This window comes from Rhodobacteraceae bacterium M385 (assembly GCA_025141835.1).
GTDB lineage: Bacteria > Pseudomonadota > Alphaproteobacteria > Rhodobacterales > Rhodobacteraceae > Gymnodinialimonas.
On sequence record CP081102.1, the window covers coordinates 3,334,088 to 3,360,239 of the forward strand.

Here is a 26,152-nt window from a genome sequence, read left to right on the forward strand (position 1 = left end):
CCGGTCACATGGGCCGCAAGGTGCCTGAGTAGCGGTCGATGTTGCCGGTGCTGCCGTAGAAGTTCAGGCCAATTCGGTTCCCGTCCAAGCGGAAGTCCAGGCAGTCTTCCTCCTCATCTGGGCGCAGAGCGCCTCGGGCATCTTGCACGGCAAAGGTTGTGCAGAACTGCCCGCTTGGGCTGACCCGCCACAACATCCAGCCCTCGACGCCGTCGTCGCCTTCAAAGGCGTTGAAACGCACCCGTGCCGCGCCGTTATCATACAATTGCAACCTCACGGTTTCGCCGGTGCGTTGGTTCGCGTCGTCATAGCCGCGCAGGTTCAGCACTTGGCCGGTCAATTGCGCCCGCAGCGCATCGGCGTTTTGCGCCATTGCGGGTGTGGCCATGACACTCAGGGCCATTGCCGCGCTCAGAAGAAGTCGCTTCATGCTTTTGTCTTTCCTCGATCAATTAACGCTGACGCAACCGCGACAACATGCGACGCCAGCCGCCGGGGCTGACCACAAACGACAGGCCAAGTCCGGTCACAAACCCCGAGAAATCCGCAACGACGCTGCCGAACTCTCCGTTAATCAGGCCAAACAGCAGTTGGATCGCCAAGAGCATCCCGATCAAGGAGAACGCGCGCATTTGGCCCGTTCCCTCGGCCTCGGCGCGCATCCACACCAAGAAGGTGAACGCGCCGATCAACCCGTAAACGCCGGGGTAGCCGCCGACCAACGGATATTCGCTGTTGGTGAAAATCACGAAGCCAAGCGCGCCCATAATGGAAGAGAACCAAAAGACTGCAAGGAAGGCCGCAACCGAATAGACCTCGGCCACCATTTTGCCGAGGGCGAGAATGAACACCACCACAAAGGCCGCGTGGATAAAGCTGCCGTGGATCAACGGGTAGGCGACGAAGCGCACCAGATGTTCTGTCGGATATTGCCCGGTGGATGTCATCCAATCCCAGACCGCGGTCAACACCGCGTAGTCCTGGATCGCGGCCAAACGCCAGCCGACGCCGCCTTGCCCACCCAGAAGGCCCGCCGTGGCCGCTTGAAACATGACCTCCAACCCGAAAATCACCACCGCAAGGGCCACAACCACAGGGGGCAGCGCGTTGAACGGGGAGGTGTTGTCTTGGTTCATGGTAACGGTCCCTTGGTTGACGATCCGTGCCCTCATGGGTAAGCCCGATGTCGCTGATTGGCCAGTAGGCCCGGCGCAATAATTCAAGCGTTTCAAAGGGCGACGACCATGGCCGAGACACAGTTCAAACCACGGGCATTCTCGGGCATCCAGCCTTCGGGCGGATTGCACCTTGGCAACTATTTGGGCGCGTTGAAGCGTTTTGGACAGACCCAGAATGCCGGCACCCACGAGACGATTTTCTGCATGGTGGACATGCACGCCATCACGGCGCGCCTTTTGTCTGCGGATGAGCTGCGCAACAATACGCGCGAGCTGTGCGCAGGCTTCCTTGCGTCCGGTGTGGACCCTGAGAAATCCATTCTGATTAACCAATCCCAAGTGCCTGAACACGCGCAACTTGCGTGGATTTTCAACTGCGTCGCCCGCATGGGCTGGATGAACCGGATGACCCAGTGGAAAGACAAAGCCGGGAAAGACTCAGAAGGTGCCTCTCTCGGATTGTTGGCCTATCCGGCGCTGATGGCGGCTGACATTTTGATCTACCATGCCACCCATGTTCCCGTGGGCGATGACCAGAAACAGCATCTGGAACTGACGCGCGATATCGCGGCCAAATTCAATCACGACTACGGCGTTGATTTCTTCCCGATCACCGAGCCAGTCATCGAAGGCGCGGCGACGCGCGTGATGAACCTGCAAGACGGCACCAAGAAGATGTCAAAGTCCGACCCCGCCGATAAGACGCGCATCAACATGACCGACGACGCCGACACGATCGCCAAGAAGATCAAGAAGGCAAAGACGGACCCAGACCCTCTGCCCGATGCAGTCGCTGGTCTGGCCGATCGCCCCGATGCCCGCAATCTGGTGAATATCTACGCGGCACTGGCGGATATTGATCCGCAAGTCGTGCTGGATGAGCACGCGGGCGCGCTGTTTGGTCACTTCAAGATGGCTTTGGCGGATTTGGCGGTGTCTAAATTGTCCCCCATCTCCAGTGAGATGTCACGGCTGATGGATGACCCCGCCGAGATCGACCGCATCCTTGGCCGTGGCGCTGAGCGTGCCCGAGAGATCACCGTGCCGATCCTTGAGCAGACTTACGACATCGTCGGGATGCTGCGCAGCTAAGCGCAGAACCTGTGCGCCCACGGCGCTTGCTCCTCCGCCCTCACGCCCACACATTTGGGCGAGTAGAAGGAGATCACGATGAATGCTCTTGCCCCCGCCGGCACCCGCGTCGGCCATATCCACCTGAAGGTGGCCGATCTTGATCGTGCCATCGCGTTCTACGAGGGCATCCTTGGGTTTCCCGTGACAGTGCGCATGGGCAACAGCGCCGCGTTCTTGGGCGCGGGCGGGTATCACCACCATATCGGGTTGAATGTGTGGGAAAGCCGGGGTGCGGCGCCGCCACCTCCGGGGCATACCGGGCTGTATCATGGCGCCTACCTCTACCCCGATCGCGTTGCCTTATCCGATGTTATCCAGCGGGTTGCGGAGGCGGGTATTCCCTTTGACGGGGCTGCCGACCATGGCGTTTCTGCGGCGGTCTATCTGCGCGATCCCGATGGCAATGGGGTGGAGCTGTACGTCGATCACCCAAGGGATGAATGGCCAATGGATGCAGAAGGAAACCTGACGATGGTCAACGCCCCTCTGTCGATCCGCGATTACGTGGCCGAAACCGAGGAAATGTTGGCCGATGGCAGGCTACAACGGGCCGACTAAGGGCAGCGAAAGCCCATTACGTCGCGTCGTTTTTCTTCCTTCTGAGGTCGAATTCAGAACGTTAACTGGACATTAACTCAAGTCGCGGCATATAAGGCTGCAGCAAACCAGACATCGCTATCCATTTTAGGGGAACTGTATGAACAGGCGTCTCGATAATCGTACCGACTCTACCCATACGGCAGACCGTATCGTGGCTACATCCACAACTGTCCGCGCCAAGCAGGCTAAGCCGGCCCGCACAGAACACAAAAGCGCCCGTGCGACCGCGCATTCCGCTGCCCCCAAAGGGGCTAGCATGGATTACCAGATGGGCTTCACCTCTGGACCTTCGGTCTAAGCTAGGCGTACGTTCCCTCCCGACACATGTGGGGGAACGACGATGGCCATTGGGACCAACATCAAAACTTATTTCGACGGCGCTTGGCACGATGCCGATGTCCCCGTCATTCGGGCCGGTGACCATGCCTCTTGGCAGGCCACAACGGTTTTTGACGGCGCCCGCTATGTAAACGGCTTGGCGCCGGATCTGCTGGCCCATTGTGAGCGGGTCGTCCGCTCGGCCCGTGCTCTGTCCCTCAACCCCGGCCTGACGGGGCAAGAGATTTTTGACATCGCTTGGGAAGGGCTCAGCCGCTACCCCAAGGACGTTGCGGTCTACGTGCGCCCGAACTTCTTTGGCATTGATGGCGGCCCCTACGGGATCATTCCAGCCGAGACAGAGGCTGGTTTCTTCATGTGCCTTGAAGAAGTTCCCATGGCAGCGCCCGATGCGGCCTCCCGGCTGGCGACAACGCAGTTCCACCGCCCGGTGTTGGCCACCGCTGTTCTGGATGCCAAGGCCGGATGCCTTTACCCCAACAATGCGCGGATGCTGATGGAGGCCCGATCAAAGGGCTATGACAATGCGCTGGTGACCGATGCCCTTGGCAATGTCGCCGAGGCCGCCACGGCGAACGTCTTCATGGCCCGTGACGGAGAGGTCTTTACCCCAATGCCCAACGGCACCTTCCTCAACGGGATCACCCGTCAACGCCACATCTCTAACCTGCGTGCCGATGGCGTGACCGTCCATGAAGCGGTGCTGACCTTTGATGATTTCCGCGCCGCCGATGAGGTGTTCATGTCCGGCAACCTCAACAAAGTGACACCCGTTCTTGAATTTGACGGCACCCACTATCAGCATGGGTCCATCACCAAACGCGCTCGGCAGCTCTATTGGGATTGGGCGAGCTCGGCCGCGTAAACCGCTAGACAGGCACGGCCACAATCGCCATGGTCGATCCTCGGAAAAGGGACCAAGCTCATGCGTAAATTTCTCGTCGTCCTTGATGACACCCGTGAATGCCTGAACGCCATGCGCTTTGCAGCGATGCGCGCCCATAACACTGGCGGCGGGGTGGAAATCCTTTCGGTGATCCCGCCCGATGAATTCAACCATTGGATCGGTGTTGGCGACATCATGCGCGCCGAGGCCCGCGAGCGGATCGAGGCGCATTTCAACGTCTTCGCCAAGTGGATGCGCGACAAGCAAGACATCGACCCGACACTGGTGATCCGTGAAGGCGTACCGGAAGAGCAGATCCTTGCCCATATCGAGGCCGACAAGGAAATCGGCGTTTTGGTACTGGGGGCGAACTCCGGCAAAGGTGGGCCGGGGCCGCTGGTAACGGCGATGACGAAGATGGCGGGCAACCTGCCCGCGCCGATGACGATTGTGCCGGTGGAGCTGAGCAAGGAACAGTTGGAAGCGATCACCTGAATTTCGGCGACCTGCCCCGACGGTATCTCTGCGATCGCCGAATTGCCGTTTTAGAATGATTCCAAATCACTTGACTCTATGCCCTACCGGTCGCATATCTGACGCAACCAGTAAGGATATGCCCTCATGTTCATTCAAACCGAATCCACACCAAACCCCGCGACCCTGAAGTTCTTGCCCGGCCAGTCCGTGCTGGAAATGGGCACCGCGGATTTCCCGACTGCCGAGACCTCGGGAAAATCGCCTCTCGCATCGCGCATCTTTGCGGTTGAAGGCGTGACTGGCGTGTTTTTTGGCACCGACTTCGTGACGGTGACCAAGGCCGAAGCGGTGGAGTGGGACCACGTGAAACCCGCCATCCTCGGCGCGATCATGGAACATTACCAATCCGGCGATCCGGTCATGGAGGGTGATGAGAAAGCCGCAGGCGGCCATGCCGAGCATTCCGGCGAAGATGGTGAAATCGTCGGCCAAATCAAAAGCTTGCTGGATACCCGCGTGCGCCCCGCCGTGGCCCAAGACGGCGGCGACATCACGTTCCACGGCTTTGATCGCGGCGTCGTGTACCTGCATATGCAAGGTGCTTGCGCCGGGTGCCCCTCGTCCACCCTGACCCTTAAAATGGGGATCGAGAACCTGCTGCGCCACTACATTCCTGAAGTGGTGGAAGTGCGCCCCGTTAATACCTGAAGACATTCGCGTGGGCGGGCCGCTCACAGGCCCGCCGCGCTCCGCCCTGCCCTTCGACCCAGCCTCCGCTTGCAAGGCAAGGGCAACAGCGGCTAAGCCGCTGCCATGGCGCACCCAACGATCCTTGCATTCGACACTTCTGGCCCGTGGATCGGGACCGCGCTTTTACGCGACGGGGACGTTTGTGCCGCCCATTACGTCGACATGAAGAAGGGTCAGGCCGAGCATTTGATGCCGCTGATCCAGCAAACTCTGGACGAGGCGCAGGTAACGCTGCCGCAGCTCGACGCTGTGGGCGTGGGCATTGGGCCGGGGAATTTCACCGGAATTCGCATCTCGGTCTCTGCGGCAAGGGGAATGGCGCTGGCCCTTGAGGTGCCTGCGATTGGGGTAAGCCTGCTAGATGCGCTGGCCTATCACGCCCCCCGGCCCTGCCTTGCCACGATCAACGCGCCGCGCGGCATGGCCTATGTTCAGCGGTTTGGAGAAGCCGTAGCGCGGCCTGCGACGATGATCGCGAAGGCCGACATGGCTGATTGGGTCACACCGGGGATCACGCTGATCGGGCAGGATTCGCCGGAGCTATCGCAGGCCCTTGGCATCCCCCATGTGCCCGCCGCCTTCGCGCCCGCCTCTGCCATTGCCCGGATCGCGGCGGAAAGGCTTGCCACAGCGCAACCTCGCCCCGCGCCACTCTATATCAAGCCCGCCGATGCGGCCCCGTCGCGCGAACAAGGGCCAACGATCCTGTGAAACCCATGACCCCCGCACGCATGGCGGAGCTTCACGCCGCAAGTTTCGCGCGCGGCTGGTCGGAAGCAGAGCTGACGCAACTTCTGGAGAAACCCACAACGCTGCTGGCCTGTACCGAAGCGGGTTTCGCGATCCTGCAAGTGATTGCGCCGGAAGCGGAAGTGTTGACGATTGTGGTCGATCCAGCCCTGCGCGGGCAAGGCGAGGGCCAACGGCTCCTCGGGCAAGCCCTCCTCGCCGCGTCACAACGGGGGGTATCGCAGGTGTTTTTAGAAGTTGATGCCCACAATGCCCCTGCCTTGGCGCTTTACACCGCAGCGGGATTTGACCGTACAGGCCGACGCAAAGGCTACTACGCCCATCCCGATGGCAGCCGCAGCGATGCCGTGCTTATGGCCACTGCCCTGCCCGTAAGCACGTAGCGTAAAGCGGCGCTTTCACACCCTTTGTTTCGCGGAATCGGCTTGACCCCCCGGTCACCCTTTGCCCTTATTCCCCATGAGGATTCCGCCAACCGGCGGAGGACCACGTGATTGGGGACGCAAGGCCACGATAAGGCCCGATAATATGCGCCCCGTAACCTGACCTGGGAGACGACCCTATGACCATGATGAAAACCCTGCTCGGCGCTTGCGCCACGCTTGCCATTACCGCCACTGGCGTTCTGGCCGACGGCCCTGCGATCATCTTTGACCTTGGCGGCAAGTTTGACCGCTCGTTCAACGAAAGCGCCTTCAACGGTGCCGAGCGTTGGGCCGAGGAAACCGGCGGCACCTACCGTGAGATCGAGCTTCAGAACGACGCTCAGCGTGAGCAAGCCATGCGCCGTCTGGCCGAGGCAGGCTCCAACCCCATCGTGATGGCGGGCTTCAGCCAAGCCTCTGCGCTGGAAGTTGTGGCACCTGATTACCCTGACACCACCTTCGTCATCATCGACGGTGTTGTTGACGCGCCAAACGTCCAGTCGATCATCTTCTCCGAGCATGAAGGTTCGTACCTTGTGGGCATGATGGCCGGTATGGCGTCTGAAACCGGCACGGTTTCGTTCGTGGGCGGCATGGACATCCCGCTGATCTCTCGCTTCGCTTGTGGCTATGCCCAAGGTGCGGTTGCAGCTAACCCCGATGCGACGGTTATCGCCAACATGACAGGCACAACGCCTGCCGCTTGGAACGACCCGGTACGTGGTGGTGAGCTGACCCGCGGCCAGATCGGCCAAGGTTCTGACGTTGTGTTCGCAGCCGCAGGCGGCACCGGCTTGGGTGTTCTGCAAACCGCGACGGACGAAGGCATCCTGTCCATCGGCGTTGACGCCAACCAGAACTACCTGCACCCCGGTTCGGTCCTGACCTCCATGGTCAAGCGCGTGGACGTGGCCGTCTATGACAGCTTCACCGCCGAAACCATCGAGCCCGGTATCTTCGTTTACGGCCTTGCCGAAGACGGCGTCGGCTACTCGATGGACGAGTTCAACGCAGAGTTGGTCACAGAAGAGATGATCGCAGCCGTTGACGCGGCACGTGCGCAGATCATCGCGGGCGAAATCTCGGTTCACAACTACACCGACGACGGCACCTGCCCCGTCGAGATGCAGTAACCACCGGATTGTCGGGCCCTTTGCGGCCCGGCCTTTCTGCACCATTTCGGGCCGCGCCCCATCAGGACGCGGCCCGTCTCCTTTCTTGCCAAGGACCGCGCGCATGACGGCACCTGCCCCCTCTCCGGCTATTGAACTCAAAGGCATTTCCAAGGCCTTTGGACCTGTTCAAGCGAACAAAGACATCTCTATTTCAGTGGCCAAGGGCACGATCCACGGGATCGTCGGGGAAAACGGCGCGGGCAAATCAACGCTGATGTCGATCCTTTACGGCTTCTACAAAGCCGATGCGGGCGAGATCTGGATCAACGGCCAACATACCCATATCCCCGACAGCCAGGCCGCCATTCGCGCCGGTATCGGGATGGTGCACCAGCACTTTAAACTGGTCGAGAATTTTAGCGTCGTGGAAAACGTGGTGCTTGGTGCCGAGGATGGCGCAATGTTGCAGCCTTCCCTGCGCAAGGCGCGGCGCATCCTGACGGAACTGGCCACGGAATACGGGCTGGACGTGGACCCGGATGCGATTGTCGAAGACCTGAGCGTTGGCCACCAACAGCGGGTCGAAATCCTCAAGCAGCTGTATCGTCAGGCCGAAATCCTGATCCTCGATGAACCCACAGGCGTGCTGACCCCGGCCGAAGCGGACCAGCTGTTCCGCATCCTTGGGCGTCTGAAGGAAGAGGGCAAGACGATCATCCTCATCACCCACAAGCTGCGCGAGATCATGGATGTCACCGACACCGTGTCGGTCATGCGCCGGGGCGAGATGACGGCAACGGTGAAGACCGCCGAGACCTCTCCCGCTGGATTGGCGGAACTGATGGTTGGCCGCAAAGTGCTGCTAGAGGTGGACAAAGCCGCGCCGTCTTTGGGCGACGTGGTGCTGGACGTGAAGAACCTGCGCGTGGTGGACGCAACCGGGGTGGAGCGGGTCAAAAGCATCTCGTTCCAGATCCGCGCCGGAGAGATCTTGGGCATCGCAGGCGTGGCGGGCAACGGCCAGTCCGAACTGCTGGAAGTGCTTGGCGGCATGATCCCCGCGACCTCGGGCGAGATCACGCTGCACGGCGAACCGATCGACATCACAGGCCGCTACAGCAACGGTCAAAGCCGCCGCGCCCGTGGCATCGGCCATGTGCCGGAAGATCGTCAGGTCGAAGGGCTGATCATGCCCTATGAGGCATGGGAAAACGCGGCCTTTGGCTACCACCATGACCCGAAGTACCAATCCGGGATGCTGATGAACAACGCGGCGATCAAAGCCGATTGCGCCGAGAAGATGGAGCGTTACGACGTGCGCCCCCCCAACCCCCGGCTTCCGGCGCGGAACTTTTCCGGCGGGAACCAGCAAAAGATCGTGGTCGCCCGCGAGATGGACCGACAGCCCGAATTGCTGCTGGTCGGCCAACCCACGCGTGGCGTTGATATCGGCGCGATCGAGTTCATTCACAAGCAGATCATCGCCCTGCGCGACGCGGGCAAGGCCGTGCTGTTGGTGAGCGTTGAACTGGATGAAATCCTCGGGCTCAGCGACCGTATCGCCGTGATGTTTGACGGCGAGATCAGCGGCGAGCGTCTGCCCGATGAAACCAACGAAGGTGATCTCGGCCTGTTGATGGCCGGTGTGAACGACAGCAAGGGGGCTGCGTAACATGGCCGAAACCACCTTTATCGAGCGTATGTTCTTCGGCTCTGGCAAGACCACCTCGGGCGGGATGCCCATGTGGGCGGATGTGACGCTGATCCCGCTGATCTCGATCATCCTCGCGCTGATCGTGTCCGGTGCCGTTGTGGCCCTGATCGGCGAGAACCCGTTTCGCGCCATGTCGATCATGATTAACGGCGCGTTCGGCTCGGCCTATGGCTGGGGCTACACGCTGTTCTATGCCACAAACTTCATGTTCACCGGCCTGTCGGTGGCCGTGGCCTTCCATGCCCGCCTGTTCAACATCGGCGGCGAAGGTCAGGCCTATGTGGCAGGCATCGGTGCGGCGGTTGCCTGCTTGCTGATCCCTTGGCCCCATTGGTCGCTCGCGCTCTTGGGCACTGTTATACTGACCGCCCTTTGTGGTGCGGCATGGGCCGCAATCCCGGCCTATCTGCAAGCCAAACGCGGCAGCCATATCGTGATTACAACGATCATGTTCAACTTCATTGCCGCCTCGCTGATGATCTATGTGCTCAACAACATCTTCACGATCCCCGGCTCGGCAGAAACAGCCAGCATTCGCTTCCCCGAGGCCACCCACCTGCCCAATGCAGGGGAATTCGCAGGCTTTCTGGGCTTCCGTGCCTCTACCCCCCTGAACGTCAGCTTCTTTCTGGCATTGCTTGCCGCTGTGGCGGTCTGGCTGCTGATCTGGCGCACGAAATTGGGGTACGAGATCCGCGCCTTTGGCCATTCGGAAACCGCTGCCGTCTATGCCGGGATCAACCCAGTCAAGATCACCATGATCGCGATGCTGATTTCGGGCGGTTTGGCGGGGCTTATGGCGGTCAATGCCGTGCAGGGCGAAAGTGAGCAGTTACGCTTGGATTTCGTCGGCGGCGCGGGCTTTGTGGGGATTGCCGTGGCGCTCATGGGCCGCTCTCACCCGATCGGTATTTGCCTTGCGGCGCTGCTGTTTGGGATGCTCTACCAAGGCGGTGCTGAGCTGGCGTTCGAGATGCCCGCCGTCAGCCGAGAGATGATCCTGGTAATCCAAGCCCTCGTGATCCTGTTCACCGGCGCGTTGGACAATATGGTTCGGATGCCGATGGAGAAACTCTTCCGCGCAATGCGGCGCGGGGGCTGACACGATGGAAACGCTCCTCCCCTTTCTGCCTGCCTTCGCCATTGCCTATGGCATCTTGCTTGTCGGCGCCTCTTCTCCGGGGCCGGCTGTGGCGATGCTGATGGGCATATCCGTGGGGCAAGGGCGCAGCGCCGGGCTGATCGCCTGTGCAGGTATTGCAACGGGGTCGGCCACGATCAACCTGCTGACGATTATGGGCGTCGGCCTGATCCTGAGCCAAGCCGCTTGGGCGATGATGGTGCTACGGGTTTTGGGGTCGGCCTATCTGCTCTATCTGGCCTACGGTGCATTCAAAAAGGCGCTCCACCCGCCGAAAATCGCGGCAATCGAGGTGAAACGCCAAAGTGCGCCTGCCCTGTTTGCCAAGGGCTACCTGCTGCAAATCACCAACCCAAAAGCCATCGCCTTTTGGCTGGCCATCGCGGGCGTCGGGGCCACGGCAAATGCGCCCCTCTGGGTCGTCGGCCTTTTCATGGCGTCCATGTGGGTGATTTCCTTCGCCTGCCATGCCGCTTGGGCGCTGGCGCTGTCAGCAACGCCTGTGCGCCGCGCCTACCACCACACTCGCCGCTATATCGAGGGCGCCTTGGGCGCGTTCTTCACCTTCGCCGCCTTCAAACTTGCGACTACTCGGAGCTGAGCCCATGGATTTCATGACCATCCTGCAATTGCTCGACAGCACGGTGCGCCTTGCGACACCGCTTCTGCTGGCCTGCCTCGCCGGGCTGTTTTCCGAACGGGCCGGGATTTTCGATATCGGGCTGGAAGGCAAGATGCTGGCGGCCGCGTTTTTCTCGGCAGCGATTGCCTTCACAACGGGCAATGTTTGGATCGGCCTAGGGGCGGGGATTTTGGCGTCCATTGCCCTCTCTCTCCTGCACGGGCTGGCGTCGATCACCTTCCGGGGAAACCAACTGATCTCTGGTGTGGCGCTAAACTTCCTCGCCAGCGGGCTTACCGTGGTAATCGCGCAAACCTGGTTTTCCCAAGGCGGACGCACACCACCTCTGACCGGGGCCTCCCGTTTCAACGAGGTCGTTCTACCGGGCGCCGCATCGCGCATCCGTGACATCGCCGAGTTGGGGCCTTTGGGGCAAATCTACTCCGAGCTGATCTCCGGCCATTCAATCTTGGTCTACATCTCGCTGCTTATCGTGCCCCTTTCTTGGTGGGTTCTCTATCGGACCCGGTTCGGACTGCGCCTGCGTGCTGTGGGCGAAAACCCGGGCGCAGTGGATACGGCAGGCATCTCCGTGGTCGCCCTGCGCTATGCAGCCGTCGTGATCTGCGGCGTACTGTGCGGCTTGGCTGGGGCCTATCTGGCAACAGGCCTATCCGCAGGCTTCGTGAAAGAGATGAGCGCTGGCCGCGGCTTCATCGCCCTCGCCGCCCTGATCTTCGCCAAATGGCGCCCTTGGTACGCCCTATACGCCTGCTTGCTGTTTGGTCTCCTCGATGCCGTTGGCAACCGGTTCCAGAATATCGAGATCTTCTCGATCACCGTGCCGGTTCAATTCATGCAGGCGCTACCCTACATCCTTACGGTCGTGATCCTCGCAGGCTTCGTCGGCCGCGCCATCCCGCCCCGTGCGGGGGGGGAGCCCTACGTCAAAGAACGCTAGTTCGCGCAGGGCGCTTCATAATAGCTGTAGCGCCCGCGGCTGATTTTGGGATTGAGTTGTATTTGCCAAGATGAAGGAGGGAGGCGTGCCTGACTTTGCGCGCTGCACCAAGCTCCACCCCGGCCCCGGCTCTACCGGATTGGCTACCGGCATGTCCGAGGTCCGAGGCTTCACCTTGGACGCCGCTTCACTCTCCAGCTATCGGCGCATCGCCACTCTGGCTCGTTAAGGTTAACATTGAGTTGACCCGCCCTAAAGAAATGCGTTGCCGTGAGATAGAAACACAGCACCCGCTGCTCCCTTCATCTTGGCAAATACACCTCCGGGGGTATGCGCATCCCTTGGATGCGCATAGGGGGCTGGCCCCCTTCTCCCTTCGCCGTCTGGCGGGTCGGTTAACGGAACCAGAATTCCCAGCCGCGTTGATAGGCGGCCACCAGTGGATGTCCTTGGATCGTATTAACCGGCACGTCTTCCGGTCGCGCTTGATCCACGCCGAAAGCCTGCGCCGCTTGCCACACCGCCGCGGTCAGATACCGCAGCCCTTCCGGCAGTTCGGGTGAGCGGTCTGTGGCGGGGAGCGTTTGACCTGCCATCACGAAACCCCAATTACCGAAACTCGGAAGGTAGGTCTGATACGCCACCGTCTCTAGGGTCTCTCCTGGCGCGATTGGGTTACGTGTGGCCGCTAGGGTGGCTTCCGTGATCCAGAACGCTTCGGTCGCGAAGGTGGGCGATCCAGCTTGCGTCACTAGCAAGCCGTGGCTCGATAAGCGCTCCGCCAGCATGGCGTAGAACTCGATGGAATAGAGCTTGCTCAGCGCGATGCTCTTGGGGTCCGGCAGGTCGGCGATAATGACATCAAAGGTGCCTTCCGCCTCTGCAGCCCAGACCCAAGCGTCCGCGTTCACGATCTCGACCCGCGGATCAGTCAGCGCTCCTTCGTTCAGCGATACCAGATCGGGGTTCGTCGCGAATAGTTCCGTCACGCGGGGATCCAGATCCACCAACGTCACGTGTTCCACCCCTTCGTGGCGCAGCACCTCTCGGACCGCCATGCCGTCGCCTCCGCCCAGAACCAGCACCCGCCGAGCGTCCGCCACAAGCCCCATCGCCGGGTGCACCAGCGCCTCGTGGTAGCGATGCTCATCAAGGCTATCGAATTGGATCGAATGATCCAGAAACAAGCGATAGCGCTCGTCAAACCGGGTAATCACGATGCTTTGGTACGCGGTGGTTTCCGAGAAGATGACCTCGTCCTGGAACAGCCGCGCGTCGACGGCGGACACCATCCGTTCGCTCATCCCAAATGCGAGGAGCGAAGCGAGGAGGAGCGCGCCCCATGCCCACCACAAGCCCCGCGCCAAGCGGTCCGAGAACAGGTAGAGAGAGAAACCTGCGACCAGTAGGTTGAGGATGCCGAAGGCAAGCGACGCGCTCATCAGCGGCAGGTTCGGCACGATCAGCAGGGGGAACGCCAAGGACGCAGCCAATGCGCCAATGTAGTCGGCGGTCAGGACGTTCTCGAACCGGAATTCCGCCGCGCCGATCTCTTTCATCACTCGGCTGATCAGGGGGATTTCCATCCCCGACAGCACCCCTATGGCCACCAACCCTCCATAGAGAGGCAACCCGACCGAGCCATAGATCGCGTAGCTGAAAAAAAGCACTGGCCCCAACGCGCCGCCGATGGCCCCCAAGGCGATCTGAGCCCGCACGAACGCCGCCAATGCGTCGCCCACAAAGCGCGACGCCCAGGCTCCCACGCCCATGGCACTCAGGAATACGCCGATAACGAAGGAGAATTGGCGGATCGAATCCCCCAGCAGATAGCTGGATATCGTGGCTGCGATCAGCTCATAGATCAGGCCCGCGACGGCCACGATAAACGTAGCTGCCAGCAGCCATGCAACCTTCGGGGTCAGCCCGCCGTTGTCCGGCTCGGCCTGCCCCCCTGTGGTCTCGCTCACGAAAGAATAACGGCCGCGATGATGATCGCCATCGCCACGAACACCGACCCGATCAGGATGGCGAGCGAGGTGTTCTGGTCTTCCTCGATCTCTTTCACGATCGGAAAGGGCGACAAGAATTCGATGATCTTATAAGCGACAAACATCAGCAGCATGCCGACGACACTGTAGAAGATCATCGAAATGAACTCGGCGAAGATGATTTGGTCAAACATGGCGCAGAGGCTCCTGTTGCAAAATGGTGTTTACTTGATCCGACCGAAGGCGAAAAAGCCGCCGCCCGAACCTGTTGATCCTGATCGCACCGAAGGTGCGCTGGCGGTAAGGTCGCGGCTTTCGCGGCCCACGCCATAATAGCTAAGGTAGCTGGCCCCAAGAAGCGCGATAACAGCGCCGCCGATGATGATAAGACGAATTGGGGCCATCAGTCGTCATTCCAGTCAGAGCCGGCGAACCGGCGTTTCGTGTGCATTGCCCGGCGTCCGGTGACGATCAGCCACCCGATGCCCGCGATGATCGCAAGGCCAAACAGCCAGAAGCCTGTTGGCTTACCCTGTGACACGCGCAGCGCCACGGTTCCCAACTCCGGGTTCGATCCCTGGGTCTGCGCCAGCGAGGCCGTGTAGGTGCCTGCCTGCGACGGGCGGAAACGGAAGGTGTTGCGGCGGCTACCCTCGGACCAGCTCTCTCCGCCGGAGCGGCCAGAGTAATAGGAAATCGTGCGTTCACCCGCCAAAACAACTTCTCCGTCGGGGCCGCGAATTTCGGTGCCCAGGGTCGCCCATTGGTTGTTGAACGTGCTCAAGAACTGCACCTGCGCCAACTGCGAGGTGTTGTCGATCTGGAATTCGAACGACTGCGGCAGGGTGGTGACTTCGTTGTACGGCGTCTCCAGGATCTCGCGACCGCCCGAGAACATGAACACCAAGCCAAGTACGGCGGCCGCAACGGCTACAAGCCCCAGAACCTTGCGCAAAAGCCCTTCCTCGGGCAGCGGCGTATAGGGCGTGAGCGGATGCACATCGCCCACCGCGCCAAGGGCGGATTCCTCAAACCCAAGGTCTTTGGCGGTTTCGGCGCGGGGCAGAAGGCGGGTCAATTCGACCTCACGCTCGGTCGGGGATTTGACCAGCGTCAGCATCGCGTCAGGACCAAGCAGGTTGATGACCGTATTCTTGTCGCCCAGTTTGGGCACCCAGTTGAATTCGCCTTCCATGAAGTCGATTTCGGCCACGGACATATCAAAGTAGCGGTACTTCTCACCGTTATAGATGCGCGTTGGCGGCACTTCTGACCGCTCTACCGTTGAAGCGCTCAACCAATGGCCCATGTTGTAGTCACGCACCTTGCGCGAATAGGTCAGCTGACCCTGATCGACATTCAGCCACAAATAGCCGTGGGTGGGCGAGAATATCTGATGCTCCACCCATTTCCAGACCTGCCCGCCGTAGCGTTCCACCATGCCGAGGGTGCCGATCACCGTGAACTCTACCCCTTCCAGGGTCAGGGTCTGGCCGATCTGCACGGGGCTGTCGGGATGGTTGCGTTTGCCGATGTTGTCGACTTCTTTGTAGCCGTCTTGCGTGTCCAGAACCGCGCCGCAATAGCCGCAAACGTGGGACAGAACGCGGCCGCCGCCCAATACGGACAGGCCCGCCCCGCAAGAAGTGCAATTGACTGATCCCAGCCCCGCCGCGTTTGTCATGGGCCAGAACTCCCGTCTTGGCGATCCACTTTCAACGTGAACGGATCAAGCCACGCGCCGTCATACCACTGGTGGCCGCCCTCCCAGAACTCTCCGGACAAAAGCTGCCCCGATGTCCCCGAGGCGTTGACGAAGAAATGTTCATCATCGACCTGAATAAGCTCTGGAAACTGGCCGCGCACGGCGATGCATTTGGCGGTATCCGCTTCGGTGACGACGTAGTCTTTGCTGGAATAGCTGAATTTCGTGCCCACGGCGGGCGGGTCGCTGCGGCGTGGGCCAGCATTGCCGTCGTAGGGGTATTGGACGACGACGTCGCCCTCATCAATCGAGATCCAGGCCCCCTCACCCTTGCTGTTTTCTCCGTACATCTCGTCCCATGTTCCGCGCCCGTAATCGTAGCGGGCATGGCCTTGGATGACGTATTTCTGGCCGTCGGCGTGGACTGTGTCCCCGATCCCGAACAACATCGGATAGTCGTGCATTTCGCCGCTATTGCCGACCGGCGCGACCGTCTCATTCTCTCGGAACAAAGTGGTGCCACAGGCGGGGCAATCAAACATCCGCGTCGATTTTCGGAGGTTATCGTGGCCGTAGCCGCAATTGGGGCATGTGACGTGCGTGTCAGTCATAAAGGCGTGGGTCCGAAATCGGGTTAATCATGAATGGGTTGATACTAGTCGGACCAATGCCAATGCGTAAAGGGGGAAGCGCTATTCGCACCTCCCCCGCTGGATTTCCTTACCACTGCGCGCCGCTCCGTGCGCCGGGCCGCTCTAGCCCAAAACCTCGGCCACAGCCTCGACGGTGACGCCGACGATGGTGTCGGCTTCCTCGCGGGTCAGGCAGAAGGGCGGGGAATAGCCCACGATATCGGCCTGCGGCATCGCCCGCGCAATCACCCCACGCTTGGCCATCGCCGCCGAGATCTGCGGCACCACCTTGGCCGCCGGGTCAAACCCCGCGCGGCTGTCTCGGTCCGCGACCAGCTCCAGCGCCGTCATCATGCCCACGCCGCGAATGTCGCCCACGTGGTCGTGGCCCTCAAACGCGTTGCGCATCTGCTGTGTCAGGTAGGGGCCGACTTCGCCGGCGTTCTGCACCAGCCCTAGGCTGTCGAGCAGCTTCAGGTTGGCTACCCCCGCCGCCGCGCCGATGGGGTGGGCGGAATATGTCCAGCCGTGGCCCAAAGGCCCGTTCTCATCGGTGCCTCTGGCCAGAACCTCGAACACGCGGTCATGAACGATGGAACCCGACAACGGCGCGTAGGCGCTGGTAAGGCCCTTGGCGATGGTGATGATATCAGGGTCCATATCGTAATGGGTTGACCCAAACATGGTGCCCATCCGCCCAAAGCCGGTGATGACCTCATCGGCGATCAACAGGATGTCGTGCTGCTTCAGCACCTTCTGGATTGCGGCCCAATAGCCCTCAGGCGGGGGCACGATCCCACCGGTGCCAATCACCGGCTCTGCGATGAAGGCTGCGATGGTGTCCGCGCCCTCATCTGCAATCATCTGCTCCAGGTCCGCCACGCACATGGCGACGAAATCGGCCTCGGACTGATTGGCGTCTTCGCGTTGGTAATAGTACGGCGCTGTCGTGTGGCGCACCGTGTCCAACGGAAGGTCAAACTTCTTGTGGAACAGGCTAAGACCCGTCAGGGAACCGCTCATCAACCCCGACCCGTGATATCCCCGCCAGCGCGAGATGATTTTCTTTTTCTGGGGCCGTCCAAGGATGTTGTTGTAGTACCAAACCAGTTTGATGTTGGTCTCGTTCGCGTCAGATCCGCCTTGCCCAAAGAACACGCGGTTCAATCCCTCAGGCGCGCGATCCGCCACCATCTTGGCCAACGTGACCGAGGCCTCTGTGCCATTGCCCACGTAGGAATGATAATAGGCCAACTCGCGCGCTTGGGCGGCGATGGCTTCAGCTACTTCTTGGCGGCCATAACCAATGTTCACACAGTAAAGCCCGGCGAAAGCGTCCAGCATCCGGTTACCGTCGCGGTCTACGAGGTGACAGCCCTCAGCCGTCTTGACGATCATCCCCTGCGCTTCACCCCGCGCATGGGCACCCAGCGCGGTGGAAGGGTGAAAGAAGTGGTCCTGATCCCACTGGCTTAGTTGGTCGTTCGTCAGCATTGCGCCACTCCTTAAGCTGAAAGTGTTTGACGGCCCGCCCTCGCAGGGGGCCGTTTACCTACGCGCAGTTCACGCGCACCCTGTGGCCTTTTGCAAGTCACATTCCTTGATGTGAATTCACACAAAAATTCACACAAATGCGCTGATCCTCGCCACATTTCGCCGTCAAACCATTGGGCAACATAGAACACCAAACGGGACAGACAGTATGAATTTCAAGGCATTTATCAAATCCGACAGCGGCGCTGTCACAGTCGATTGGGTCGTTCTGACCTCGGCAATGGTAGGCTTGGGCTTTGTATCAGCCGCCATCGTCACTACAGGGATCGAGGATCTTTCGTACGACATCAGCAACGAATTGACTCTTCAAGCTGAATTCACCTCTGCATCGGTGGGAGTAGACTGGGGGAGCTATGCCAATCTTGCCAACCAACACGGCGCCTCTTGGGGCACCGATTCCGAGGGCCGCAATTGGGCGGAAAGCACCTATGCAGGCTGGTCTGACCCCAACATTCTGAGCGACGCCGCCCTTCAGACCCAATATGCCGCCAATTATGAATACGCCACGACGCAATCTGCTTTCTCTCAGGAAACGCGGACCCGTGCCGACTATGTCGCGGTGCAAGAGCAGATCATGATTGATCGCGGAATTGAAGTTCCCGCAGGCAACCAAACTGCCGCCGAATTGCGCGGCCGTTTCGAGAGCAGCAGCAGCAGTTTGTAGAGCTCCCTAAAGTGTCGCAAATGGGCGGGACGCATCACGACGCCCCGCCCACACTCCCCAAAAAACCGAGGCTCTTGCAGCAGAGCCCGCAATATGGGGAACATGGCAATGGCCAGCAACAATCTCAATTTCGCCGATAAAGATTATCACGCCCGTCTGGCCAAGCTACGCGCGGCGATGGACGGGCACGGACTGGATTGGCTGATTATCACCGACCCGTCGAACATGGCATGGATATCGGGCTATGACGGCTGGTCGTTTTACGTCCATCAAGCGGTGGTTGTGGGCCCCACCGGTCTGCCGGTCTGGTGGGGCCGCGCAATGGATGCGCTGGGGGCGCTGCGCACCGTCTATATGCCCGACGATCATGTGGTCGGCTATGATGACACCTACGTCCAGAACCCTGCCAAGCATCCCCATGGGACTTTAGCCGCCTTGCTGCTGGAACGCGGTGCAGGGAAGGCGCGTATCGGGGTGGAGTTGGACAATTACTACTACTCCGCCGCCGCCCATAATACGCTTCTGGCGCATCTGCCCGATGCCACTTTGGTTGACGCCACGGGTCTTGTGAACTGGCAACGCGCGGTGAAATCCCCCGCCGAGATTGACCGCATGCGCAAAGCGGCGGGCATTGTCGAGGCCATGCACCGCCGCATTCTGGAGGTGGCCGAACCGGGCCTGCCCAAGCATCATCTCGTGGCTGAAATCTTGCGCACCTCGGTTCTGGGCACCGACGAGGCTTGGGGCGATTACCCCGCTATTGTGCCCCTGACGCCCTCGGGCATGGATGCCACTGCGCCGCATCTGACGTGGGATGACAAACCCATGGCGCAGGGAGAGGCCACGTTCTTCGAGATCGCTGGCGTCTACCGCCGCTACCATTGCCCCCAGTCTCGCACGCTGTTTCTGGGCAACATGCCCGACAGCTACAAACGCGCCGAAGCGGCGGTGCTCGAAGCCAGCGCACAGGCGCTTTCGGCGGCCAAACCGGGCAACACCTGCGAAGATATCGCCCACGCGTTCAACACCACGCTCAACCGCTTGGGCTACGAGAAGGACAGCCGCTGCGGCTACGCCATCGGTCTCAGCTATCCGCCCGATTGGGGCGAGCGGACGATGTCCTTCCGGTCCGGCGATACGACGGTGCTGGAACCGGGCATGACCTTCCATTTCATGCCTGCCCTTTGGCTGGACGATGGCGGGATCGAGATCACCGAACCGATCCTGATTACGGAGACCGGCGTTGAATGCCTATCTTCCCTCCCACGGGAAGTCTTCGTTAAATGACCCATCCGTTCACCGCTGCGAGGACGGCCCGTCGGGCCGGACGAGACGACGCCGCCAATGCCCGAAGGGCTTTACCATGACCCTCACCGTTCCCCTCGACACGCCCGGCAAACATTACGGCCACATCCGCCTGCCCCATTCTGCCGACGACAGTGCCTGGGGCCATGTCATGGTGCCGGTCTGCGTGGTCAACGGCGGCCCCGGCCCCACGGCACTGGTGACGGGCGCCAACCACGGGGATGAATACGAGGGGCCGATCGCCATTCGCCAACTGATCAACACCGCCACGCCCGAGACAACCACAGGCCGCCTGATCCTGATCCCTCAACTCAACATGCCCGCGTTTGAGGCCGCAACCCGCACCTCCCCCATCGACGGCGTGAACCTCAACCGGGCCTTCCCCGGCAATCCCACCGGGACGCTCACCCAACGCCTTGCGGCTTTCGTGAATGACCACCTTATTCCTCCGGCTGATCTGGTTATCGACTTCCACTCCGGTGGCAAAACCCTCGACTTTCTGCCTATGGCCATCAGCCATATCCTCGATGACACGGCCCAAGACACCCGCTGTGCCGCTGCCGCGCGGGCCTTTAGCGCTCCCTATACAGCCCGCCTTCGGGAAATCGACGACACTGGCATGTTCGATGGCGCGGCCGAGCGGGCCGGCAAAACCTTTGTGACGACCGAAATCGGCGGCGCGGGCACCTCTACGCCCGCCTCTGCTTCGGTGGCCCTCGACGGGTTGCTTCGCACGCTGGCCCATCACGGCATTCTTTCTACCGCTCCCGCGCCCGCGCCGACCCGTGGCCTCGACCTGTCCGACCCTTTGGGCTTTCACTTCGCCACGCGCGGCGGGCTGTTCCACCCCCTTGCGACCCTTGGGGATATGGTTGCCCAAGACCAACCCCTCGCCCATATCTACGCGACCCAGGACCTGCAAAGCCCGCCGCAGACCCTCTATGCTCAGCGATCAGGGCTGGTTTCTGCTCGCCACGTTCCGGGCCTGATCAAACCCGGTGATTGTGCCTTTGTTTTAGGCACAGTCGAAGGCCCCTAGAGCGTTAACCGTGTTCCAAGCACCTTAACCAATTACCTAAAATTATCTGTTTCCAATCCCGATCTTGTCCGTGCCCCCCGGCGCGACTACGTCATGTTCAAATTTCAACATTGATGTCGATGAAACAGACCACCGCGCGGGAGAACCCGGTCAATTCATCGGTCCAAACGGACCGCCACGGACCCTAAAACCTATGCGTAAAGACACCGAAGCCCTTCTGGAAACTGTTCTTGCGGCCGTCATGGCCCCCAAAACCGATGCCCTTACCCTCGCCACGACCCTTCGCAACACGTTGGCCGATGCCCCGGCAATTGCCGTAATCCGGGCGCTACTGGCGGCGGATCAGGTGATACTGGAAACCTTCGCGGGCACCTCAACGGGGCGCGCCGATGCAGAACTCGCCCGCTCTTTGGCGTTTACCCTTGTGAAAGCCGCCGACGACCTTTCCCACATTCGCAAGGATCGCAACCGCGTCCGGCTTAGCGATCTTCTACTCTAGAAAACGCGGCTCAAGCGTGCCTCGCCTCTACCCCTCGCCCCGGGGCGCAGGTAGGGTCCGCCCATGACCACGCTCGCCCCCACTTTCTCCGACGATCAGGCCCAAGCCCACGACCGCATAACCGAGGTTTTGCGGGAAATGGGTGTGGATATCGACAACGATACCCTCGTGCCTGCCAAAGACACCCACTCTCAGGTGCTCGCCGTGACCGGCAAGGCGGGGTCAGGCAAAACGCTGTTGCTGGCCGAACTGGTCAAAGCGCTGGAACGCACCGGGGTGGAAATCGTCTCAGGCGATTGGGAAGGCAAACGCCGTAAGGAACGGCGCACCGTGGCGGTTCTTGCGCCGACCAACAAAGCGGCCTCTGTGCTTCGGAACCGAGGCGTTCCGGCCACAACGATCCACCGCATCCTCTATACGCCGATGTACGACCCGGAATTCGAGAAGGTCGCCGAATGGCTGGCAGGTCAAGGGGAGCGCCCGGTGATCGAGGCCCTGACCGATGCCGCCATGGACCGCGCGAAAGAGGTCTACGAGGCCACCAAATCCGTCCCCGCTGCCCTTGCCTCTGCGGGCCTGCGCGGGTCCGACTTCATCACCGGATGGAAGCGGCGCGAAGATGGGCTGGATATCGGGCTGATCGATGAATCCTCCATGCTCGATGACAAGCAGTTCCAGGATCTGAAAGAGATCTTCCCCACCCTCGTCCTGTTCGGCGACCCGGCCCAACTTGCCCCCGTGGGCCAATCGGGCGCGATGATCTTCGACCGTTTCAAAGGCGACAACCTGCTGCATCTGGGCCGGGTCCACCGCCAAGACGCCGATAACCCGATCCTCGATCTGGCTCACGCGCTGGGAGACCCGCAACTGGAATTCCGCGACTTCGAGCAGATGATAGAAGAGGCCGCCGCCCGCGACGACCGGGTGGTCGTCAGCCCTCGGGCCAATTCCGATATGATGGCGCGGTCCCCGGTACTGGTCTGGCGTAACGCCACGCGCATCCGGCTGATTGCCGCGTTCCGATCCGCGTTCGGCGCGGGCGATGATGAGATCCTGCCCGGCGAGCCGCTGATCTGCGACGGCATCGAGTTGCCCCTCAAACACCGCAAGAAACGCATCGACCTAGAGGCGCGTGGCCTGATCAAAGGCGCGCCGGTGATCTATCTGGGACCGGGCAACAAACCGGGCTTTTCCCGATTGCATGTCATGGGCGCGGAAACTCCTCGCTTTTCCGCCGCCTCGATCGTGAAGATCGAGAAACCAGGGGAAGAGGAACCCTTCCTCCCCTACGCCGCCCGCATGGGGGCCGCGTTCCTTCATGGCGCGGCGGTAACGATGCACAAGGCGCAGGGTTCACAATGGCCCGAAGTGCAGGTCTTCGCCCCCGATCTCTATGCCGCCTCTCGGGCGGGCAGGATGGAGGCAGGACAGGCGCTGTGGAAACGGCTGGCCTATGTGGCGATCACGCGCGCGGAAGAGCGGCTGATCTGGGTGACACGCTACATGCTGTCTCGCCCGGAAAATGACCTCAACACCGACGACCTGATCGTGAAGGCCGCCCCTCTGGCGCTGGAATCCGAGGACAATCCCGACGGGACGACGCCGGGCTGACAAAGATGCTTTTCAGTGTACGCGGTGTGTACGCTCCGGTGTACAGATGTCACAGGCCGATCTTGCTGTAGGAGAATACCCCATGAAAACCATTCTCATCACCGGCGCCAGTTCCGGCATCGGCCGCGCCACAGCCGAAGCTTTCTTGGCCGACGGCTGGCGCGTCGCCCTCCTCGCGCGCCGCCGCGCGCTCCTCGCAGATGTGACCCGTGGGCATGAGAATGCCCTCGCCCTGCCGGGCGACGTGACACGCCTGGAAGACATGGAAAACGCCGTGGCCGAAGTGGTGGCAAAATGGGGCCGCCTGGACGCCGTGTTCAACAACGCCGGTATCTTCTCGCCCCAGGGCACCATTGACGAAATCGACGTAAATGACTGGCATCAAAGCGTTTCTGTAAACCTCACGGGCATGTTCAACACCGCGCGCGCCGCCTTCGCTCAGATGCGTGCCCAAGACCCCCAGGGCGGCCGGATCATCAACAACGGCTCCCTCTCCGCACACTCCCCCCGCGAAGGCTCGATCTGCTACACGACCACAAAACACGGCGTCACAGGCCTGACCAAAACCCTCAGCCTCGATGGCCGCCCCTTCGGCATCGCAGCGGGCCAAATCGACATCGGCAACGCCCGCACCGACCTCGTCGATGCCCTGAATGAACGCCGTATCTCAGACGGCAAACCCTTGATGGATATGATGAATGTGGCCGAGGCCGCCCAAGCGGTCCTGCATATGGCAAACATGCCTGCCTCCGCCAATGTGCTGTTCCAAACCATCCTCGCCACCAACATGCCCTACGTGGGGCGCGGCTAGTCCCAGCTTCATCTTTTCAAAAATATCGCGGGGGAAAGGCGGGCCCTTCGGGGCCGTCTTGGGGGCAGCGCCCCCCAACTTCTAAAAAGACTCAATCCGGCGTCCGCACCCATTCCGACCTCCAGGTCGGCGCCTCAAACGGATCAGGCCAAAACTCTCGTTGCAAAGCGATCAAATTGCCTCTCACCGTGTGAAACGTCAGCGCCGTGGCACGCACGTCCCCGTCGCTCACGCAGACCTCCGTTACAATCTGATGTCCCTGCCCCACGATGCGCCGAAGATCGAAGGTCCACAGCCCCTTGGACGGGTAGGCCGAGTTCACCGCAGCAAAGTTCTCACGGCCTTCAATCACCTCATCGGATTGCGGCCACTGAAGTCGAAAATCTTCTGTCAAACAAAGGCTTGCCGCATGGAAATCATTGCTGGCCATAGCCTTCCAGAATCCGCGCACGACCTTCTGGGAAGCTGAGCTCATAGGAGCCCCCTACGGGCCGCCGAACTCACGCGCGAATATAGCGGAATACGGCAGAGGCCATCCATCCTGCCAGAATGGCGATCGCCAACGACAAGATGCCGTAGACCAAGGGCCGCTCATGGGCGAGATTATAGATGAACCGTTCCAAACCGACTTTCCGCACCGCGATATCTTGCTCATACACGTCGAGGACTTCGCCCCCACGGGTCAAGAATATGCGCGTGCGGTAGTCACCTTCAACCAAGTTCGCAGGCAATTGGATCACTGTGTCGAACAAAGTTTCGTTACGCAGCCTCACGCTGCTTTCGTTCAACTGGTACAAATCCTCGGATTCTCTGATGCGGATCAACGCCTCGGTGAAGTTTTCGGCATCCGCCACCCCAAGCCCCACAGCGCGGATCGCTCTTGGGATCGACACCCTGTGGCGCAAATCCTCTGTATCAGAAATCGTGGCCCCAAAACCTGCCGTGGTTGCCACAGCGTAGAACGACGGGGCGGAATCCACTTCGACGGCGTCGGTGTTCACCCAGATACCAAAGCGGCGATCCTTCCGGCGCACGGCCACGGGCATCGACGGACCTTCCACGGTGATAATCACCTCCAGGTCGCCCTCAGGTGCGGGCGCGGTCCGGCTAACGGCGCCGAAGATCATGATCTCCGAGCCTTCAAAGTTCGCGGTAATGTTGATGGCATCTTGCGACAGCCCTGCCACCACCTCTTCTGCGTCAGCAGCAGAGACACCTGCGAGGAGCGTAGCGAGGAGAAGCGCGATCACTCTCAATGGCTTGCCCCCGCGCCAACGGAATACAACTCTGCCGGCATAACCAGCAGGTCAAAACCAAGTTTCCCGCACACTGCCAATACCATGATCGCCAACAGAATCCGCAACTGCTCGGCCTTCAGCTTCGTTCCGATACGCGCGCCAATCTGGGCGCCTACGACGCCGCCCACCAGAAGCAGGACGGCCAAAACCATATCTACCGTGTAGTTCGTCGTGGCGTGCATCAGCGTAGAAAACGCCGTGACGAAGATGATCTGAAACAGCGATGTCCCAACAACAACCTTGGTCGGCATGCCCAACAGGTAGATCATCGCAGGCACCATGATGAAGCCACCGCCGACACCCATGATCGCCGATAAAACGCCCACGAACAGCCCCACGATCAGCGGCGGGATCACCGATACATATAACCCCGAAGTCCGAAACCGCATCTTGAGCGGCAACGCATGAATCCAGCCGCGCTGACGGCGCTTGGGTGGCACAACGCCCCCGGCGCTACGGGCTTTGCGGATCGCGTTGAGGCTTTCGAAGAACATCAACCCGCCGATGATCCCAAGGAACACAACGTAACAAAGCTTCACCAGCAGATCGACTTGGCCAATCGCGGTGAGCATTGCAAAGACCTGGACGCCGATCGCGGCGCCAATCAGACCGCCGACAAGCAGCACCCCGCCCATCTTCAGATCAACGGTCTTGCGCTTGAAATGCGCCAACACGCCCGAGAAGGACGACGCGACAATCTGGTTCGCCTCGGTCGCAACGGCCACGGCGGGCGGAATACCGATGAAGAACAAAAGCGGGGTCATCAAGAACCCGCCACCGACACCAAACATCCCCGAAAGGATACCCACAAGTCCGCCCAACCCCAGCAGAAGGAACGCATTCACGCTCACCTCGGCAATCGGTAGGTAGATTTGCATGTCGGTCGGACCTTTTTGTCGCTGTGATTGCGTGTAACCCGGCTTGCCCTGCAAATGCCAGTGCAGCGGCTGC

Annotated in this window: 30 protein-coding genes; 19 read left to right on the plus strand and 11 right to left on the minus strand. The window is 60.8% G+C overall.

The window, feature by feature from the left end; all coding sequences use genetic code 11:
* Nucleotides 1-4: 4 nt before the first annotated feature.
* Nucleotides 5-430 carry a hypothetical protein gene (locus K3728_16330; GenBank protein ID UWQ95232.1) on the minus strand — a complete coding sequence of 142 codons (426 nt, stop codon included), beginning with the start codon at nt 428-430 and terminating at the stop codon, nt 5-7.
* Nucleotides 431-452: 22 nt separating this feature from the next.
* On the minus strand, nt 453-1,136 hold the full coding sequence (locus K3728_16335) for a rhomboid family intramembrane serine protease (protein ID UWQ95233.1): 684 nt from the start codon (nt 1,134-1,136) through the stop codon (nt 453-455).
* Nucleotides 1,137-1,244: 108 nt separating this feature from the next.
* Between K3728_16335 and trpS the strand changes: the two genes are divergently transcribed.
* From trpS to K3728_16400, 13 genes are all read left to right on the plus strand, one after another.
* Complete coding sequence (gene trpS / locus K3728_16340; GenBank protein ID UWQ95234.1) at nt 1,245-2,270, plus strand: tryptophan--tRNA ligase; 1,026 nt, start codon at nt 1,245-1,247, stop codon at nt 2,268-2,270.
* A 78-nt stretch (nt 2,271-2,348) separates the two neighbouring features.
* Complete coding sequence (locus K3728_16345; GenBank protein ID UWQ95235.1) at nt 2,349-2,870, plus strand: VOC family protein; 522 nt, start codon at nt 2,349-2,351, stop codon at nt 2,868-2,870.
* 382 nt (nt 2,871-3,252) lie between these two features.
* Nucleotides 3,253-4,116 carry a branched-chain amino acid aminotransferase gene (locus K3728_16350; GenBank protein UWQ95236.1) on the plus strand — a complete coding sequence of 288 codons (864 nt, stop codon included), beginning with the start codon at nt 3,253-3,255 and terminating at the stop codon, nt 4,114-4,116.
* A 60-nt stretch (nt 4,117-4,176) separates the two neighbouring features.
* Nucleotides 4,177-4,632, plus strand: a complete 456-nt coding sequence (locus K3728_16355) for a universal stress protein (protein UWQ95237.1) — start codon at nt 4,177-4,179, stop codon at nt 4,630-4,632.
* Between the two features lie 126 nt (nt 4,633-4,758).
* Nucleotides 4,759-5,322, plus strand: coding sequence for a NifU family protein (locus tag K3728_16360; protein ID UWQ95238.1), 564 nt, complete (start codon nt 4,759-4,761; stop codon nt 5,320-5,322).
* Between the two features lie 105 nt (nt 5,323-5,427).
* Nucleotides 5,428-6,075, plus strand: a complete 648-nt coding sequence (gene tsaB, locus K3728_16365; protein UWQ95239.1) for a tRNA (adenosine(37)-N6)-threonylcarbamoyltransferase complex dimerization subunit type 1 TsaB — start codon at nt 5,428-5,430, stop codon at nt 6,073-6,075.
* 5 nt (nt 6,076-6,080) lie between these two features.
* Entirely contained in the window at nt 6,081-6,497 is a 417-nt protein-coding gene (gene rimI / locus K3728_16370; protein ID UWQ95240.1) for a ribosomal protein S18-alanine N-acetyltransferase, read from the plus strand.
* Nucleotides 6,498-6,676: 179 nt separating this feature from the next.
* Nucleotides 6,677-7,672, plus strand: coding sequence for a BMP family ABC transporter substrate-binding protein (locus K3728_16375; GenBank protein ID UWQ95241.1), 996 nt, complete (start codon nt 6,677-6,679; stop codon nt 7,670-7,672).
* A 103-nt stretch (nt 7,673-7,775) separates the two neighbouring features.
* Nucleotides 7,776-9,326: an ABC transporter ATP-binding protein gene (locus K3728_16380; protein UWQ95242.1), complete on the plus strand. Its 1,551-nt coding sequence runs from the start codon at nt 7,776-7,778 to the stop codon at nt 9,324-9,326.
* Between the two features lie 64 nt (nt 9,327-9,390).
* The gene (locus K3728_16385; protein UWQ97595.1) at nt 9,391-10,470 is read left to right on the plus strand and encodes an ABC transporter permease; all 1,080 of its coding nucleotides are present in this window, start codon (nt 9,391-9,393) and stop codon (nt 10,468-10,470) included.
* A gap of 4 nt (nt 10,471-10,474) precedes the next feature.
* Nucleotides 10,475-11,110 carry a LysE family translocator gene (locus K3728_16390; protein UWQ95243.1) on the plus strand — a complete coding sequence of 212 codons (636 nt, stop codon included), beginning with the start codon at nt 10,475-10,477 and terminating at the stop codon, nt 11,108-11,110.
* A gap of 4 nt (nt 11,111-11,114) precedes the next feature.
* The gene (locus tag K3728_16395) at nt 11,115-12,092 is read left to right on the plus strand and encodes an ABC transporter permease (protein ID UWQ95244.1); all 978 of its coding nucleotides are present in this window, start codon (nt 11,115-11,117) and stop codon (nt 12,090-12,092) included.
* Between the two features lie 85 nt (nt 12,093-12,177).
* Nucleotides 12,178-12,321, plus strand: coding sequence for a hypothetical protein (locus tag K3728_16400; GenBank protein ID UWQ95245.1), 144 nt, complete (start codon nt 12,178-12,180; stop codon nt 12,319-12,321).
* A gap of 166 nt (nt 12,322-12,487) precedes the next feature.
* On the opposite strand, the gene K3728_16405 is transcribed toward K3728_16400, so the two are convergent.
* The 6 genes from K3728_16405 to K3728_16430 form a co-directional block, all read right to left on the minus strand.
* Nucleotides 12,488-14,017 carry a polyamine aminopropyltransferase gene (locus K3728_16405; protein ID UWQ97596.1) on the minus strand — a complete coding sequence of 510 codons (1,530 nt, stop codon included), beginning with the start codon at nt 14,015-14,017 and terminating at the stop codon, nt 12,488-12,490.
* Between the two features lie 41 nt (nt 14,018-14,058).
* Complete coding sequence (locus K3728_16410; GenBank protein ID UWQ95246.1) at nt 14,059-14,277, minus strand: DUF350 domain-containing protein; 219 nt, start codon at nt 14,275-14,277, stop codon at nt 14,059-14,061.
* 30 nt (nt 14,278-14,307) lie between these two features.
* Nucleotides 14,308-14,487 carry a hypothetical protein gene (locus tag K3728_16415; GenBank protein ID UWQ95247.1) on the minus strand — a complete coding sequence of 60 codons (180 nt, stop codon included), beginning with the start codon at nt 14,485-14,487 and terminating at the stop codon, nt 14,308-14,310.
* Complete coding sequence (locus K3728_16420) at nt 14,487-15,767, minus strand: DUF4178 domain-containing protein (GenBank protein UWQ95248.1); 1,281 nt, start codon at nt 15,765-15,767, stop codon at nt 14,487-14,489. The genes K3728_16415 and K3728_16420 overlap by 1 nt, the downstream gene beginning before the upstream one ends.
* Entirely contained in the window at nt 15,764-16,399 is a 636-nt protein-coding gene (locus K3728_16425) for a DUF4178 domain-containing protein (GenBank protein UWQ95249.1), read from the minus strand. The genes K3728_16420 and K3728_16425 overlap by 4 nt, the downstream gene beginning before the upstream one ends.
* 144 nt (nt 16,400-16,543) lie before the next feature.
* The gene (locus K3728_16430) at nt 16,544-17,914 is read right to left on the minus strand and encodes an aspartate aminotransferase family protein (protein UWQ95250.1); all 1,371 of its coding nucleotides are present in this window, start codon (nt 17,912-17,914) and stop codon (nt 16,544-16,546) included.
* A 208-nt stretch (nt 17,915-18,122) separates the two neighbouring features.
* Here K3728_16430 and K3728_16435 point away from each other — a divergent pair, with 208 nt between their 5' ends.
* The 6 genes from K3728_16435 (at nt 18,123) to K3728_16460 (ending at nt 23,903) form a co-directional block, all read left to right on the plus strand.
* Entirely contained in the window at nt 18,123-18,638 is a 516-nt protein-coding gene (locus tag K3728_16435) for a hypothetical protein (protein UWQ97632.1), read from the plus strand.
* A gap of 108 nt (nt 18,639-18,746) precedes the next feature.
* Nucleotides 18,747-19,925 (plus strand): M24 family metallopeptidase, encoded by a 1,179-nt coding sequence (locus K3728_16440; GenBank protein UWQ95251.1) that lies wholly within the window; start codon nt 18,747-18,749, stop codon nt 19,923-19,925.
* A 76-nt stretch (nt 19,926-20,001) separates the two neighbouring features.
* Nucleotides 20,002-20,982: a succinylglutamate desuccinylase/aspartoacylase family protein gene (locus K3728_16445; protein UWQ95252.1), complete on the plus strand. Its 981-nt coding sequence runs from the start codon at nt 20,002-20,004 to the stop codon at nt 20,980-20,982.
* 193 nt (nt 20,983-21,175) lie between these two features.
* A complete protein-coding gene (locus tag K3728_16450) occupies nt 21,176-21,481 on the plus strand; it encodes a hypothetical protein (GenBank protein ID UWQ95253.1) in 306 nt (101 codons plus the stop codon).
* Between the two features lie 63 nt (nt 21,482-21,544).
* Complete coding sequence (locus K3728_16455; protein UWQ95254.1) at nt 21,545-23,092, plus strand: AAA family ATPase; 1,548 nt, start codon at nt 21,545-21,547, stop codon at nt 23,090-23,092.
* Nucleotides 23,093-23,174: 82 nt separating this feature from the next.
* Nucleotides 23,175-23,903, plus strand: coding sequence for an SDR family oxidoreductase (locus K3728_16460; protein ID UWQ95255.1), 729 nt, complete (start codon nt 23,175-23,177; stop codon nt 23,901-23,903).
* 91 nt (nt 23,904-23,994) lie between these two features.
* Here K3728_16460 and K3728_16465 read toward each other — a convergent pair whose 3' ends face one another.
* From K3728_16465 to K3728_16475, 3 genes are read right to left on the minus strand one after another with little or no spacing between them, the layout of a single operon-like run.
* On the minus strand, nt 23,995-24,378 hold the full coding sequence (locus K3728_16465; GenBank protein UWQ95256.1) for a nuclear transport factor 2 family protein: 384 nt from the start codon (nt 24,376-24,378) through the stop codon (nt 23,995-23,997).
* Nucleotides 24,379-24,403: 25 nt separating this feature from the next.
* The gene (locus tag K3728_16470) at nt 24,404-25,159 is read right to left on the minus strand and encodes a TIGR02186 family protein (protein ID UWQ95257.1); all 756 of its coding nucleotides are present in this window, start codon (nt 25,157-25,159) and stop codon (nt 24,404-24,406) included.
* Entirely contained in the window at nt 25,156-26,079 is a 924-nt protein-coding gene (locus K3728_16475) for a sulfite exporter TauE/SafE family protein (protein UWQ95258.1), read from the minus strand. Before K3728_16475 ends, K3728_16470 begins: the two co-directional genes overlap by 4 nt.
* Between the last annotated feature and the right edge of the window lie 73 nt (nt 26,080-26,152).